We start from the raw sequence: 16,592 nt of genomic DNA on the forward strand, positions 1-16,592 counted from the left end.
ACGTTGAGTATACTTCATACTTCATGTAGCAGTTTAGAGAAAAGGTTAATTCGTTAGGGTCCCGGTCCTTGTTTTCTTAAACTGCATTTGTCATAGCTTCACTGTATCGAATTGAAATAAAAAATCCCCTGCGGTTCTCACAGGGGATTTTTACTTTTAAAGTATATATCAGTTATGCCTTCACATTCTTCACAGCATAGTCAACCGCACGTGCTGACAACGCCATATAGGTGAGTGACGGATTTTGTGTTGATGTCGAAGTCATGCAGGCGCCATCCGTTACAAAAACATTTTTGCAGGCGTGAAGCTGATTCCATTCATTTAACAAGGATGTCTTCGGATCGCGTCCCATGCGTACACCACCCATCTCGTGAATATCAAGCCCCGGAGCCTGCTTCGAATCGAATGTCTGTATATTCTTGAAACCCGCTTTGGTATACATCTCCGTAAGCTGCTCATGGAAGTCTTTGATCATTTTTTCATCGTTGTCATCATACGCGATGGAAATTTTCAGTTGAGGCATTCCCCATTCATCTTTCGCAGTCGGATCGAGTGCAACGTAGTTGGTTTCTTTCGGAATGGTTTCGCCCATCATGTGCGAGCCTACACGCCACGGACCTAATTTAGTCTGCGCCAGTTTCTCTTTCAGTGAAACGCCCAGGCCGTCATTGTCCATTTCGTTATAACGACTTGAATCGAAGCCGGCAGCATATCCGCGAAGAAAATCAGTTTCCTGTTTGAATACATTCCGGAAGCGAGGTATATATCCGCTGGTTGGTCTACGGCCCTTCGTAGTCGAATCCATGAATTCTCCATCATACTCAGCAGAGATTCGTGCACGATAATTATGGAACGCTACATATTTACCCAGCAAGCCGTTATCGTTACCTAAACCATTCTGGAAACGGTTTGACTTGGAATTTAAAAGTATAAGATTGGTATTGAGTGCAGCAGCATTTACAAAGATGATTGGTGCATAGTATTCAACCGAGTCTTTCGTCAGGGTATCAATAACCTGTACACCTATAGCTTTACCTTTTGCTTCATCGTAAATGATCGAATGTACGATGGAGTTAGGACGCAGCGTAAGTTTACCGGTACGTGCTGCCCATGGTAATGTAGAAGCATTGCTGCTGAAGTATCCTCCAAAAGGACAACCTCGCTGACAAAGTACACGATGCTGACATTGCGTACGACCCTGCTCAAGATGTATTGGTTGCGGATCAGTAATGTGCGCACAACGCGCAATGATCACGTGGCGATTGCCATAGTGTTTTGCTAATTGTTCCTTGAAATGTTTTTCAACACAGGTAAGTTCTATAGGAGGAAGGAATTCTCCATCCGGTAATTCTGCCAGGCCATCTCTGTTACCAGATATACCCGCGAACTTCTCTACGTGGCTATACCAGGATGCCAGATCTTTATAGCGTATCGGCCAGTCAACAGCAAAGCCATCGCGCTTCGGTCCTTCAAAATCAAATTCGCTCCAGCGTTGTGTTTGTCTTGCCCAGAGTAAAGATTTACCACCCACCTGGTATCCGCGGATCCAGTCGAACGGTTTATCCTGTACATACGGATGCTCTTTATCCTTCACAAAGAAATGCATGGCATCTTCACGGAACGCATAGCATTTACTTACCACCGGGTTCTCTTGTTGTATCTCAAACGGAATTTGTCCGCGGTGTTTAAACTCCCACGGCATCATGTTGGTGGTCGGGTAGTCAACGTTATGTTTTACATCACGGCCGCGTTCCAGCACGAGTGTCTTCAATCCTCGTTCGGTAAGTTCTTTTGCAGACCAGCCACCACTTATACCAGAGCCGATCACGATCGCATCGTAACTGCGTTCTTTCTTGCTGTCAATATTCAGATTCGCCATGAGTGTTATGCAGGTTTTGTTTCAGCTACCGGTATACATCCTTTAAAGTTGGGACCCGGAATTAACTGATAAGGTTTTATGTCGGTTAAGAAATGTTGTGAGGCTGTATAGCCCTGCACGGTATATTGCCGCGTACGGGAGTAGAATGTTTTGACCTCTTCAGGAAGATTGTCTTTATCTTTTTCGATTGCAGTAAGAATCTGCAGGCGTTCTTCCGGAGAAGCTTTGAGGAAAGATTTACCTCCTATTTTTTTTGCTGTGTCGTTGAAGGAGCGCAGACCCTTCATGTATTTATCCTGCTCGGCTTTATCGAGGCAGTCATCGACCATTACAAATGTAAACAGATGAGCACCGACAGCTTTGGCGCCCGGTGTATCCGTTGCAGGGATGATCGTTTCAGCAATTTCTGCGAGCAGTTCTTCATCATCTCCATTTACATCAAGATGACCTAGTGCGATGGATACTTTTTTGGGATCCACACCACACGCGGGTAAAAGTATGGCGCCCGCAGTGGCCATGGCAAGTTGTTTTAAAACCAGACGTCTGTTCATGTTTTTGAATGCGGTTAGGTGCGGTTCAAGTGATTCGAAAGATATAACTTCTTGTCGAAATTAATCGTTCCGCGTACCATTTTACTCTTAATAGGTGCCCTGGTATAGATGGTCGTTCTTGCGGCCTTTGATTCGCTTCAGTGGAATTTGCTCCCCGTTCGTTTCCTCCAGCCACGTCCACATATCGTTACGCAGTCCGGAGGCAATGGAATCATAATCGTGATTACGAATGAGATTGTTTACTTCAAGCGGATCGTTTTGAAGATCGTACAGTTCATTGATGCCCCATACACCGTGATTGAAAATGTATTTATAGCGGTCGGTGCGAACGCCAAATATAGTGGGCGTCTGCGGAAAGGCATCTTCCCAGTAATATTCGTAAAAGACTTTGTCGCGCCACGCCACCTGTTTTTGTTGCAACAAGTTTGTGAACGACATGCCCTGCATCTGTTCCGGCTTTTCAACACCGGCCAGTTCCAGAATGGTAGGCGCTATATCAATGTTCTGAACGAGCTGGGTAATTTTTGTTTCCGGCTCAATCATCTCCGGGCACCACACGAGCAGTGGCACGCGCATGGATTCTTCATACATGTGGCGTTTGTCGATCAAGCCATGTTCACCAAATGAAAAACCATTGTCGCCCATATAGATCACCATCGTAGATTTATCCAGTCCTGTTTCTTTCAGATAGGCAAGCATGCGCCCTATATTTTCATCGATGCCGAGCAGCACTTCGAGGTACTGTCTGTAAAAATCATCGAACTCAATTTGGCCGTTATACATGTGGTCGACACCGTGCCAGCTATACCGCTGCCTGCGTACCCACTCGGGTATATCGCGCAGATTTACCTGGAGTGGTTTTTCTGTCGGTAATTGTTTCTTTCCTAAAGCGTATGTTTTGCTTGTGTCGGTTGCCGTAAGAAACATAGACGGAGGATAGTCGATCTTCTGATCTTTATATTTACCCTGATGGCGTTTGGCCGGCATGAACTCAGCATGAACGGCTTTGTTGGACAGGTATAGGAAGAACGGTTTCTGCTGTTCGCGATTCTTCAACCACTCCAGCGCATGATCTGTGAGAACATCCGTTATATAGCTGCTGTCACTATAGGTTACCTGCTTTCCGTTTACATTCAATACGGGATTATAATATACACCTTGTCCTTTGAAACTTACCCAGTGATCAAATCCTTTTTGAGGTTTGTCATCCTGATCACCCATGTGCCATTTGCCGAAGAAGCTCGTCTGGTAGCCCGCCAGTTGTAAATACTGGGGGAACATCTTGAGTCCTTCCGGCATGGGAGCCTGGTTATCGACAATGGTATGCGTGTGTGCATATTGCCCGGTAAGAATAGAAGCACGACTTGGTGAGCACAGTGCAGTACTTACAAACGCATTCACACAGTGTGCTCCCTCATGTGCAAGTCTGTCGAGATTCGGAGTTTGAAGGCCCGGCACTTTACCGGTGAAGCCCATGAAATCATGCCGGTGATCGTCTGACAAAATGAAAATTACATTTCTTGGTTTTACGCCATTTACCTTTTTAACAGCAATCTCTTCCGCCTGCGGTGTTGCATATTTTTTCTCTTCGCATCCGCTGATACCAAGAAGTATACTGCCCAGAAGAATGATCAGCGTTGCTGTGTAAGCGCTGCTATTTCGTATATTCACTCGGTGTGTCATCCGAAAGTCGGTTGTAAGTTGTAAAGCAAAATACTTTTTCATGCACCCAATACCTAATGCTTTCATGCAGGTGGTATAAAGCCTGATGCTTGTGGCCGAATGCTATGCCGGCAGGATAGTTCAGGACAGTTTCCCACAATAGAAATGAATCTTTCGGTAAAATAAAATAGTAAGTATGCAGGTTATCGCAGGTATTATTTATCACTTCATTGGTGGATTCGCTTCGGGAAGTTTCTATATCCCCTATAAGAAAGTAAAAGGTTGGTCGTGGGAAAGTTACTGGATTGTAGGTGGCTTGTTCTCATGGTTATTCATTCCTACACTGGCTGCATATCTTACCGTGCCGAACTTCACACAGATCATCAGCAACACCGATGGCTCCATTATATTCTGGACGTTCTTCATGGGATTATTGTGGGGCATAGGTGGCTTAACGTTTGGTTTAGGCATGCGCTACCTGGGACTTTCATTGGGGATGTCCGTTATACTTGGATTGACTTCTGCGTTCGGTTCACTCGTGCCTCCGATCTATCGCGATCTGTTTACCAATAGTACCGAACATACATTCAGTGCGATGCTCAATAGTACTGGTGGACAAGTGGTGCTGGCCGGTGTCGTAGTTTGTCTCACGGGAATTTTCATCTGTGGTCGTGCCGGTATACTAAAGGAAAGAGAACTAACCGATGAACAAAAGAAAAACAGTATACAGGAATTTAATCTTTCAAAAGGATTAGTTGTCGCGATTATCTCCGGTATACTTAGTGCCTGTTTTAATTTTGGTATAGAAGCCGGTAAACCTATGGCAGAAGCGGCTGTAGCGGAAGGCAGTAATCCGCTGTTTCAAAATAATGTAATCTTTGTTGTGTTACTCTGGGGCGGACTAACAACCAATTTCGTATGGTGCATGTTGCTGAATATGCGCAACAAAACATTTGGTGACTATACCAATCCATCAACGCCACTACTCAACAACTATATATTTGCTGCACTTGCAGGCACCACCTGGTTCCTGCAATTCTTTTTCTATGGCATGGGCGAAAGTAAATTAGGGAACGGTGCCAGCTCGTGGATATTGCACATGGCCTTTATTATTCTTATCTCCAGCATGTGGGGCCTCGTGTTAAAAGAATGGCGAGGTGTTAGCAAAAAAACTTTTTCAACCATACTGCTGGGAATTTTTGTGATCATTCTTTCTGTTATGATCGTTGGATATGGCAACTCGATAGAATAAAAAGCTACGAGCTTCTAGCTGCCAGACGATTTCTTTTTAATGATATGATTTCTGCTGGTGGCTGCGTTTTGTCGAAGATTTGCCTTTTTCCAGAGACGGGTAGCCTGAAGCCGGCAGCTATTATTACATTTGCACGAGCCTGCCTTTTTCTAGCAGCTAGTAGCTGGAAGCCAGCAGCTCTTTTCAATCTTTATGAACGTAAACACGTGCACACGTAAACACCTAAACACGTTTCTTCTCCTCGCGTGGTTGTTGCTACTGTATGGCGGCAGTGTTCGTGCGCAGGAAATTTTCGAGGTGGACGATAGTTATATCGAACGCAACTTCATGCCGTATGAGTTGGAGTACTACCTGGATACAACCAATACGCTTTCATTTTTTCAGATTTCTTCGAACAATTTTTCGAACCGGTTTCAACAGCATCCGGATTATCATAATCAGGACTTTAAACCGAACGCTTCGTATTGGATACGCTTACCCATTCACCATAAAAAAAGTAGTAAGGTTTGGTTGCTTGAATTTTACGATCAGACTATAGATTACATCGAAGCGTATGTGCCGCAGGAGAATGGTTCGTACCGAAATATACTCATGGGCGATAATCAGCCCTTTACACAGCGTAACATACGACATAAGAATTTTGAGATTGTATTGGATATAAAGTCTGATACGGTCATGTACTATTACTTTAATGTTCGCTCGCATGAGTTTGCTGATATACGTATTGCCTTCCGCTCGGTAGACCGGTTTATATACTATGCGCTCAACGAGTATTTTCTCTTCGGTACATTCTACGGAATGATCCTCATCATCAGTCTGTATAATCTACTGGTATTCCTTGCGATCCGTGAGATCAAGAATATATACTATATTATTTATATTCTAAGTGTAGCTGCGTATGCGATGAGCTATGATGGCATCGGGTTTCAATATCTCTGGCCCCGGCATCCCGAGTGGAATAATTATGCCGTTGGTGTAACGTTGTTTTCAGTTATCGTGTGGGGATTGATCTTTACCAGACGTTTCCTGCGCACCCATGCCAATGCACCACGACTGGATATAGCGTTGAAGTGGATGATCGTGATTCGTTCTGTGTGGTTCCTGGTGGAGTTGTTTTTCCTGCCGCAGTTACTAACCTATCGCAACATTGAGATCATTCCGCTTTCGCTGATTTTTTATACCGGTATAAAAGTATGGAAGCGCGGTTACAGACCTGCGCGATTCTTTGTAATTGCCTATGGTATATTGTTTACCGGATTCTTTATCCGTACCCTGGTATATTTCAATGTGCTGCCGTTCACAACGCCTTTGCATTATAGTCTGCACTTCAGCTTTGTATTGGAGATGTTGTTCCTGACGTTTGCATTGGGCGACAGGATCAGGATTCTGAAAGACATGCGCGATCGTGCCTTGAAGAGAATCATTCACCAGCATGAAGTAAACATGCAGTTGAAAGACAAGGTAAACCGCGAGCTCGAACAAAAAGTACACGAGCGTACGCTGGAGTTGAATGAAAAGAATCAGGAGTTGGAAGAGACGAACGCCAAGCTCGAGCGGCAGTCTTTCGAGATCAATCAGATTAACTCCATGCTCGATCTTGATAACTGGAAGCTGAAGAACAGTATCAAGGAAGTATTGAACGAACGTCTCATGGAAAAGACGATGGACTATAGCCAGTTTAAGACACTATATCCGGATACCCTGGCCTGTTACCGCTTCCTGGAAAATCTGAAATGGACCAAAGGCTTCCATTGCCGTAAGTGCGATAACGAAAAGTATTTTGATGGGGCCCAGAAGTTTTCCAGGCGATGCACCCGTTGTGGGTACAATGAGTCTATCACTGCCTATACTATATTTCACAGTCTCAAGTTTCCGATCGAAAAGGCTTTTTACATCGCCTACCTTACCGTTGTCGGTCATAAAGATTACACGCTGGAGAACCTGGCCGAGCAACTCGACCTGCGGGTAAATACGCTCTGGGGTTTCCGGCATAAAGTTGCCGATCGCATCAGCGAACTCGAAAAGAAAGGTCACAAGCCAAACGCTTCACGATGGGAGGAGGTAATTCTGTTGCCGGAGTCCAACGGCAAGGCATCCGGCAAATCTAGTTCCGGCAAAGTGGCAAAGCCGGTGGCCTGACAGTGACAAAAGTTTAATGGTAATCGCTATACTAACGCAAAACAGCTCCCGGACTTCTCAGCTTCCCGACTTTTTCACCGTCCACCAAGGATCTGCTCTCTTTATTGTATAACTCCCATCTCAAATTCTGGGTAGAGACGAGGCGAACTTTCGGGTTCACTTTTTTATGAATTCGGTAGTCAACTTCTCACCCATAAAATGGGAGCATCCATTCCGTTGTTTTTATTCTGGAAAAGACGATTCATTATTCTACAAATAATCCATGGAATCGTTTGAAATCAATGTTTTTTATCTGGAAAAAACAACACGCGAAAACATTCCTGTAACGATTGCAATTGGTCTCATTTTTTAGAAAATCTTCTGGCAAGAGCTTGACATGTATAAAATTCGGCTCTGCGAAACCAACTAAAACGCAAGTCTATGATCAGAAAATTACTATTTACGGTGCTGTTGCACAGTTTGTTGCTAACAACAGTCTGGGCCCAAGACAGACAAGTAAGCGGAAAGGTGACAGCCGCTGAAGATGGCACATCGTTACCGGGAGTAAATATTGTTGTTCAGGGAACAACAAAGGGTACGACTACAGATGCTGAAGGTAATTACACCATTCAGCTTGGTCCCTCAGAGAATACATTGGTTTTTACGTTTGTAGGTTTTACAACCATCACGGAAACGGTTGGCGACAGAACGGTGATCGATGTAGTGATGGGCTCTGATATAACTTCACTTGGTGAGGTCGTTGTGATTGGTTATGGTGTTGCGAAGAAATCGGATGTTACCGGTGCTGTGGCTACAGTAAAGGCGGAAGATCTCAACAAGATCCCTTCGTCAACAGCGGCAGAAGCATTGCAAGGTAAAGTTGCCGGTGTACAGGTAACGACCAACGGTACCCCTGGAAGCGCACCGACTATACGCGTACGCGGATTGGGTTCGGTAAGCTCCCGCGTTGAACCGCTCTATGTAGTGGACGGAGTATTGGTAGATGACATCAGCTTCCTGGGAAGCAACGACATCGAGTCCATGAACATTCTTAAAGATGCATCGGCATCCGCTATATATGGTATACGTGCATCCAACGGTGTAGTAATTATTCAGACCAAGCGCGGCAAGAACGAGCAACCGCGCATAGCATATTCCGGCTATGGAGGTGTACAAACGCCAATCAACATGGTTGATATGGCCAACGGTTCACAGTATATAGAATTGTTGAATGAGAAGGATGCTATAGCAGCAAGCCGCAACGGAACAACGTTCACACCACGTGATGCTTCCGCATATCCTTACTCAACAGATTGGTATGACGAAATTTTAAGAAGCGGTGCTTCGATTCAAAGCCACGATCTGAGCGTAACTGGTGGAACTGAGAAGAGCGTATATGCCATGGGTGGTAGCTTCTTTAAACAAGAAGGTTTAGCGGGCGGTACAGATTACAGACGTCTTAACCTCAGGACAAATGTAGAATCGAACGTTACTAAATTTTTGAAAATTGGTGTAAACGCAAACCTTTCAAATTTCAAATCGAATAATGCTCCCGCATCTTTGTTTACCGGAGCTTATATAGCACCTCCGGCTATACCCGTTCGTATAGATGAAAATACATTCGCCAGTCCACAGGCGTTTGGTGATTTTGCAAACCCTGCTGCGTCACAATACTATAACAATGATAAAACGAAAGGTATACGTTTAGTAGGCGCTGTGTTTGCAGACGTTACCCTGATGAAAGGCCTGACTTTCAAAACGGCTTATGGCGTTGATGGAAGCTATAGTCAGAATACAAAATACGTTCCTCCGTACTTTGTCTCTTCAACACAACGTGATACAACCAAAACGTTGACACGCAAAATAGATAACTACTTCAGTTACTATTGGGACAATACACTTACCTACGATTTCACGGTGAATTCAGATCACCACTTTACATTGCTCGCAGGTATGAACGCACAGCAGCAACAGTACTACTATATGGAAGGTAAACGCCAGGGTGTTGATAACTTTGGAGAGAATACATGGTACTTCAAATTAAGTGAGAGCGGTAACGATGGATCTATAACCGATGATGGCTATAGAATCAGAGCTTTCTCATACTTTGGTAGATTAAGCTATGCTTTCAGAGAGAAGTATCTCTTAACGGCAACCTTGCGCAGAGATGGTACTTCTGTATTTGAAGAAGGAAACCGTTACGATTACTTTCCGTCAGTAGGTTTGGGTTGGGTAATTTCCAACGAATCATTCATGGACAACCAGGAAATATTCCAGTTCCTAAAAGTACGTGCAAGCTGGGGTAAGATGGGTAACAACCGTATACCTGCATCTACAGTTGTAAATTATACTTCAACGGGTGGAGCGTATAGTCCTGTATTCGGTGGAACAATTCAACCAGGTGAGAGTATTACCATCATAGCACCTGATAATTTACTTTGGGAGTATACCAAAGAAGTTGATTTGGCTGTTGAAGGTTACGTGTTAAAGAACCGCCTCAACTTTGAGATCGACTACTACAATCGTAAAACATCCAATGCTATTTTCCCGGTTACGGTTAACGGTGTGTTCGGAACATCGAACAGAGATTACCTCGATAATAATGCAGATGTTGTTAACCGCGGTGTAGAAGTTGCCCTGAACTGGAAAGATGAAGTGGGTGATTTCAAATATGGTATCGGTGGCGTTTTTGCTTACAACCAAAACAAGGTTGACGCACTGAAGCCCGGAACTGTAGGTATATATGGCGGTTATGTAAACGTAACACCAACAACCTATACTGTTGTAGGACACAGCGTAGGTGAATTCTATGGACGCAAAGTGATTGGCATTTTCCAGAATACATCTGAAATTGAAAGCTATACTTCTTCTAACGGAACTGTAATTCAGCCCAATGCAAAACCTGGTGATTTTAAATACCAGGATAGTAATGATGATGGACAGATCAGCGATAAAGATCGTGTTTTCCTGGGATCAGCTATTCCAAAGTATAACTTTGGTATAAATCTGTATGGTGCTTATAAAGGCTTCGACATCACGATAGACCTGTATGCACAAGGCGGAAATAAAATTTACAACGCGAAACGCTATCGCCAGATTGGTAACGAAAACTATGACCTCGATTTCTATGAGAATCGTTGGCATGGAGAAGGTACTTCCAACAGCTATCCGTCAGCAGATCTTTCTGCAGATGCTAACAAGCAAGCTAACTCATGGTACCTGGAATCTGGTAACTTCTTCAAAGTCCGCAACATTCAAATCGGCTATACAATACCGGCAGAAACAACTTCGCGCATCGGTATATCCAAGATTAGAATATATGCGAACGCAGCGAACCCATTGGTATCATTCAAATACAATGGTTTCTCTCCTGAGATACCAACCGCAGTTCCTGGTGTAAATCAACAGAATACTACAAACATCACCAGTCAGGGTATAGATAACAATGTATATCCGATGGCTGCTACGTACAACTTTGGTGTTAATATCAGTTTATAGTAAAGAGTATAAAGATGAAAAAGCATATAATTTTTTTAGTAGTAATACTGATACTCCTGACGCCATTTGGCTGCAGTGATTATCTGGATGTAGATGCAGAAGCTGTGAAGCCAAGCGATGAATTTTTCCAGACGGAAGAAGATGCAGTGTCTGCCGTGAACGCGATCTACGCACGTATGCGCACATGGCCTATGGTGGCATTTGCGTATGTAATTATGCAGGAGATCACTTCTGATAATTCAATCAAGGGAAGTGCACAAGGTGATGCATCCTTCATCAACGACTTTGATAAGTTTACTTTCACATCGACACAAGGTACGATTACGGATTATTGGAACGGTCGTTATGAAGGTATAAATCTGAGCAACCAGGTGTTGAGTAACGTTCCGGACATCGAAATGAATGAGACACTCAAAGCACGCCTGTTGGCTGAGGCTAAATTTACCCGCGCTTTGTTTTACTTCGACTTGGTACGTGCGTTTGGAGATGTACCGATGCCAACGTCAGTTGATAACGTACTCGAAGCCTCTACCGTACGCACTCCGAAGGATGAAGTATACGCACAGATCATTCAGGATCTGACAGAAGCTATTGATGTACTGCCAGAGAGTTATGACGCTGCCAATCTGGGCCGTGCAACAAAAGGTGCTGCTCGCGGTATACTGGCAAAAGTATATCTGTACAGAGGCGAATGGGACAAAGTACTTGAACAAACATCAGCGATCATCAGCTCGAATCGTTATGGATTGGAAGACAACTTCTATAATGTATTCCGTATACCGTATGAAAATGGTAAAGAATCATTGTTCGAAATTCAGGCTTCAGCGATAGCTGGTAATGCTGATATCAGCAACAGCCAGCACTCACAAGTACAAGGTGTACGCGGTACTAACGGATTTGGCTGGGGTTTCAATATACCTTCGGATGATCTGGCAGCAGCATTTGATGCAGCCGGAGATGAGGTGCGTAAAAAAGTTACCATCCTGTTTAAAGGCGATGTTACACAAGATGGTGACCTGATTGAAGGCGTTAATGCAGGTGAACTCGAAGGAGTAAATATACCTCGCTACAATGGTAAGTCTTATGTACCTCGTAACAGACAAATAAATGGTGTGAACGAAGGTTCCGAGCAAAACATCCGCGTGTTGCGTTATGCTGAAATATTGTTGATCGATGCGGAAGCGAAAGCACAAAAGGGAGATGTATCAGGTGCTGCTACATCCTTAAACCTGGTGAGAGAACGCGTAGAGCTTGATCCTATTGATGCGCCTACGGTACAGGATATATGGAACGAACGCAGACTTGAACTTGCTATGGAAGGCGATCGCTTTTATGATCTTGTGCGTACCGGTCAGGCAGCAACTGTGCTGGGGCCGCAGGGATTTGTAACAGGCAAGAATGAAGTGTTCCCGGTTCCGCAGGTAATGATTGACGTTACGAACGGAGCCATCCAACAGAATAACGGATATTAATAATACTTAGGTTTAGAGGTTAGTTTGGTTAGAGGTTTCCGGCTTGTCCGGAAGCCTCTTTGGTTATCGTGAATTGAAAATGATAAAAAATGCAATTGGTCTGTTGTTAGTAGGTCTGCTCGTAATAGCATGTAGCGGTAGTGATGACAAGGATATAGATTTTCCGGATCCGCTTACCATCGAGTCGTGGACAATTGCAACGAAGGACGTTACACTTGCCAGTACAATTGCAGATATACCCTGCGATGATGTTGTAACCGAAATCACTTTCTCAGAAGCACTGAATCCATCCACGGTAAATACACAGAACTTTAAGATTACCGATGCAGCGGGAAATGCCATACCTGCCACAATTACGTTGCAGGAAAATAGAAAGGTTCTCATCACGGCGAGTAGTAAACTCAGCGATCTTTCTAAATATATGCTTACGGTTTCTACAGGTATTGCCGGAGTAAATGGGAGTACACTGAGTGAGCGAAGCCTTACATTTTATACCGCTATCGATGAGAGCCCTGATTTTCCTGTACTCTCCGATGATGAGCTTCTTACCCTCGTGCAGAAACAAACGTTTCGTTACTTCTGGGATTTAGCGGAGCCTTCCAGCGGCATGGCACGTGAGCGTAGTACTTCCGGTAATGTTGTTACCAGTGGAGGCTCGGGCTTCGGCATCATGGCCATCATTGTAGGAGTTGAACGCGGCTTTATCACACGTAGCGAAGGTATGCAACGCATGAACAAGATTGTAACCTTCCTGGAAAATGCAGATCGTTTTCATGGTGCATGGTCACACTGGATTAATGGAAGCAACGGTACGGCTATACCTTTCAGTACGAAAGATGATGGTGGCGATCTGGTTGAAACATCATTCCTCGTACAGGGATTGCTTACGTTCCGTCAATATTTGCAGGCATCCGATACATCGGGGAACAACCTGATCAATCGTATCAACACATTATGGAAAGATGTAGAGTGGGATTGGTATCGGAAGAGCAACGAAGAAGTTTTATACTGGCACTGGTCGTCCAATTATAATTGGGACATGAATTTCCCGATGTATGGTTACTTTGAAGAACAGATTACATATTTTCTCGCGGCTGCATCCCCAACGCATAGTATACCGAAGAGTGTATATACCAACGGTTACGGTCGCAATGGTGCAATAAAGACAGGTGGAACACATTATGGATATACATTGCCATTGGGAACGCCTAGTCCGCTATTCTGGGTACATTATTCATATGTCGGCATGAATCCGAATTTCTCGGACGAGTTTGCAAATTACTGGCAACAGAATGTTAATGCTACGTTGATCAATCATGCTTACTGTGTATCGAATCCTAAAAAATATATAGGCTATAGCGATGCTTGCTGGGGATTGACATCGAGCGATAATTCAACCGGGTACGATGCCCATTCGCCTGCTAATGATGAAGGCGTAATTACACCCACCGCAGCTCTTTCTTCTTTTCCTTATACACCGGAAGAATCGATGAAGGCGTTGAAATTCTTTTACTATACGGTTGGTGACAGGCTGTGGGGGGACTATGGATTTTACGATGCGTTTAATCTTACCGAGGGCTGGACGGCAGATTCATACCTGGCGATTGATCAGGGACCGATCATCATTATGATTGAAAATTACAGAAGCGGATTGCTGTGGGATTTGTTTGAGTCAGCTCCCGAAGTACAGGCTGCACGTACAAAGCTTGGATTTACAAATAATTGAAATATAGTTGACATGATGTGTGGAAATGGAACATCATGCGGTAACAATATACTCCTGAGGAGGAGCCCCACCTTTAGCATAGTCTCTCCTTGAGAGACTTGCTGAGGTGTTACGAATGAATTTTGAAATGAAGGAATATTATAATGTTATGAAACGAATATATATACTGATTCTGGCTGCTACACTGATTTTTACCGGCTGCAAGAAGGAAGGTAATACATCGTCATCCGGCTCTGACCGATATGATGCCCGTGTTGATTCTCTTTTAAGCATCATGACGCTGGAAGAAAAAATAGGACAGCTTACCTTGTTTACCAGTGACTATGATGTAACAGGCCCTACGATACGCGAGGGGTACAAAGACGATATCAAGGCCGGAAAAGTAGGAGCAATTTTTAATGCTTTCGGTGCAGACTATACACGCAAGCTGCAGGAGATCGCTGTGAAAGAAACCAGGTTACATATACCGTTGCTTTTCGGGTATGATGTAGTGCATGGACATCGTACAATATTTCCGATACCATTAGGGGAATCTTCGAGTTGGGATCTGGGTATTATGGAGCAGTCTGCGCGCATTGCTGCGGAAGAAGCATCAGCTGAAGGATTGCATTGGACTTTCGCACCGATGTGTGATATAGCCCGTGATCCTCGCTGGGGACGCATGGCCGAAGGTGCCGGTGAAGATACATACCTCGGCTCGCGTATAGCAGAAGCGCGTGTGAAAGGTTTTCAGGGAAAAGGTATAGGCGAGTTAAACTCTGTACTAGCCTGCGTAAAACACTTTGCTGCTTATGGCGCAGCACAAGCAGGAAGAGATTATCACACGACCGATATGTCTGATCGTGTGTTGCGCGAAGTATATCTTCCTCCGTATAAAGCTGCCGTTGACGCAGGTGCTGCTACGGTAATGACTTCATTCAACGAACTGGATGGTATACCGGCAACCGGTAACAAATACCTGATGACAGACATTCTTCGAAAAGAATGGAACTTCACAGGTTTTGTAGTTACAGACTATACTTCCATTATGGAATTGATACCACATGGTATAGCAGAAGACACTGCGTCAGCAGCTGCGCTTGCATTGGAAGCAGGTGTTGATATGGATATGCAGGCTGGTTTTTACAACGATGCACTCGAAAAACTTGTGAAGGATGGCAAGTTGAAAGAGAGCCTCATTGATGATGCCGTGAGAAGAATTCTGAAAAAGAAATTTGAGTTGGGATTGTTCGAAGATCCATACCGCTATAGCAACGCAGAGCGTGAGAAGGCTACGGTGATGAAGAAAGAATTTCTGGATGCAGCACGCGATGGAGCACGTAAGTCAATTGTGTTGTTGAAGAACGAGCAGAATGTATTGCCGCTATCCAAAAATACGAAGCGTATTGCTGTGATAGGGCCGCTGGCGAATGCCCGCAAAGAGATGATCGGATCATGGTCTGCTGCCGGTGATTGGACAAAGGCCGTAACGCTACTGGAAGGTATCAAGGCGGCTGTTAGCCCTGCAACGCAGGTACTATATGCCAAGGGATGCAACATCAATGATGACACCACGCAATATATAGCACAGGCCGTGCAGGTTGCCAAACAAGCTGATGTAGTGGTACTCTCCATTGGTGAAGCTGCGTTGATGACTGGCGAGGCTGCGAGCCGTACGTCTCTGAATTTACCGGGTGTGCAGCAACAACTGGTGGAGGCTATACAGAAAACAGGTAAACCTGTAGTAGTGGTATTGTCCAACGGAAGACCGTTGACAATTAATTGGATCGATAAAAATATACCGGCTATAGTAGAGACTTGGTTCTTGGGTACACAAGCGGGCTATGCCATGGCCGATGTATTGTTTGGTGACTATAATCCTTCCGCCAAACTTACGGTAACATTCCCGCGTGCCATTGGACAAGTGCCAATATACTATAGTATGAAGAATACCGGTCGTCCGATGGATGCAAATAATAAGTATACATCCAAGTATCTGGACGAATCGAACGAAGCCCTGTATCCATTTGGTTACGGACTTAGCTATACTACATTTTCCTATGGCGATGTTATCTTGAGCAACAAACAAATTTCTCAACAAGACGAATTAACCGTTGCCTGCAAAGTGACCAATACTGGTAAACTGGCAGGTGAGGAGGTAGTGCAACTCTATATCCGGGATATGGTAGGAAGCGTAACGAGACCTGTGAAAGAACTGAAGAACTTCCAGAAGATTTTGCTACAGCCGGGCGAATCAAAAGATATATCATTCACGCTCACACAACACGATTTGTCATTCTTCCGAAAAGATATGTCGTTTGGCGTAGAGCCCGGTAAATTTGAAGTATATGTAGGCGGTAACTCGCGCGATGTGAAGACTGCGGGTTTCGTATTACAATAGATCGTAGTTCTCTTAACCTTAACACTGCCATGGCCTCCGTCATTGAAAGATGAC

Annotated in this window: 9 protein-coding genes; 6 read left to right on the plus strand and 3 right to left on the minus strand. The window is 44.4% G+C overall.

The annotated features are described in order from the left end of the window. Window positions 1-172 precede the first annotated feature (172 nt). The 3 genes from ACFQ21_RS30155 to ACFQ21_RS30165 form a co-directional block, all read right to left on the minus strand. On the minus strand, window positions 173-1,879 hold the full coding sequence (locus ACFQ21_RS30155) for a GMC oxidoreductase (protein ID WP_377586516.1): 1,707 nt from the start codon (window positions 1,877-1,879) through the stop codon (window positions 173-175). A 5-nt stretch (window positions 1,880-1,884) separates the two neighbouring features. After that, window positions 1,885-2,430 carry a gluconate 2-dehydrogenase subunit 3 family protein gene (locus ACFQ21_RS30160; protein WP_377586518.1) on the minus strand — a complete coding sequence of 182 codons (546 nt, stop codon included), beginning with the start codon at window positions 2,428-2,430 and terminating at the stop codon, window positions 1,885-1,887. A gap of 87 nt (window positions 2,431-2,517) precedes the next feature. Then, on the minus strand, window positions 2,518-4,155 hold the full coding sequence (locus ACFQ21_RS30165; RefSeq protein ID WP_377586520.1) for a sulfatase family protein: 1,638 nt from the start codon (window positions 4,153-4,155) through the stop codon (window positions 2,518-2,520). Between the two features lie 133 nt (window positions 4,156-4,288). Between ACFQ21_RS30165 and rhaT the strand changes: the two genes are divergently transcribed. From rhaT to bglX, 6 genes are all read left to right on the plus strand, one after another. Beyond that, a complete protein-coding gene (rhaT, locus tag ACFQ21_RS30170) occupies window positions 4,289-5,344 on the plus strand; it encodes an L-rhamnose/proton symporter RhaT (protein WP_377586522.1) in 1,056 nt (351 codons plus the stop codon). Window positions 5,345-5,536: 192 nt separating this feature from the next. Beyond that, complete coding sequence (locus ACFQ21_RS30175; RefSeq protein ID WP_377586524.1) at window positions 5,537-7,483, plus strand: 7TM diverse intracellular signaling domain-containing protein; 1,947 nt, start codon at window positions 5,537-5,539, stop codon at window positions 7,481-7,483. 420 nt (window positions 7,484-7,903) lie between these two features. Continuing rightward, window positions 7,904-10,960 carry a SusC/RagA family TonB-linked outer membrane protein gene (locus ACFQ21_RS30180; protein WP_377586526.1) on the plus strand — a complete coding sequence of 1,019 codons (3,057 nt, stop codon included), beginning with the start codon at window positions 7,904-7,906 and terminating at the stop codon, window positions 10,958-10,960. Window positions 10,961-10,974: 14 nt separating this feature from the next. Then, window positions 10,975-12,432, plus strand: a complete 1,458-nt coding sequence (locus ACFQ21_RS30185; protein ID WP_377586528.1) for a RagB/SusD family nutrient uptake outer membrane protein — start codon at window positions 10,975-10,977, stop codon at window positions 12,430-12,432. Window positions 12,433-12,511: 79 nt separating this feature from the next. Beyond that, window positions 12,512-14,158, plus strand: a complete 1,647-nt coding sequence (locus ACFQ21_RS30190) for a glucoamylase family protein (protein ID WP_377586530.1) — start codon at window positions 12,512-12,514, stop codon at window positions 14,156-14,158. Between the two features lie 148 nt (window positions 14,159-14,306). Next, window positions 14,307-16,538: a beta-glucosidase BglX gene (bglX, locus tag ACFQ21_RS30195; RefSeq protein ID WP_377586532.1), complete on the plus strand. Its 2,232-nt coding sequence runs from the start codon at window positions 14,307-14,309 to the stop codon at window positions 16,536-16,538. Window positions 16,539-16,592: the final 54 nt, after the last annotated feature.

Origin of the sequence: Ohtaekwangia kribbensis (assembly GCF_042676245.1) — a bacterium.
Taxonomy (GTDB): Bacteria; Bacteroidota; Bacteroidia; order Cytophagales; family Cyclobacteriaceae; genus Ohtaekwangia; species Ohtaekwangia kribbensis.

Excerpts from the sequence above, each read along its gene's own strand:
- ACFQ21_RS30155 (WP_377586516.1), bottom strand. The coding sequence starts at position 1,879 with ATGGCGAATCTGAATATTGACAGCAAGAAAGAACGCAGTTACGATGCG.
- ACFQ21_RS30160 (WP_377586518.1), bottom strand. The coding sequence starts at position 2,430 with ATGAACAGACGTCTGGTTTTAAAACAACTTGCCATGGCCACTGCGGGC.
- ACFQ21_RS30165 (WP_377586520.1), bottom strand. The coding sequence starts at position 4,155 with ATGAAAAAGTATTTTGCTTTACAACTTACAACCGACTTTCGGATGACA.
- rhaT (WP_377586522.1), top strand. The coding sequence starts at position 4,289 with ATGCAGGTTATCGCAGGTATTATTTATCACTTCATTGGTGGATTCGCT.
- ACFQ21_RS30175 (WP_377586524.1), top strand. The coding sequence starts at position 5,537 with ATGAACGTAAACACGTGCACACGTAAACACCTAAACACGTTTCTTCTC.
- ACFQ21_RS30180 (WP_377586526.1), top strand. The coding sequence starts at position 7,904 with ATGATCAGAAAATTACTATTTACGGTGCTGTTGCACAGTTTGTTGCTA.
- ACFQ21_RS30185 (WP_377586528.1), top strand. The coding sequence starts at position 10,975 with ATGAAAAAGCATATAATTTTTTTAGTAGTAATACTGATACTCCTGACG.
- ACFQ21_RS30190 (WP_377586530.1), top strand. The coding sequence starts at position 12,512 with ATGATAAAAAATGCAATTGGTCTGTTGTTAGTAGGTCTGCTCGTAATA.
- bglX (WP_377586532.1), top strand. The coding sequence starts at position 14,307 with ATGAAACGAATATATATACTGATTCTGGCTGCTACACTGATTTTTACC.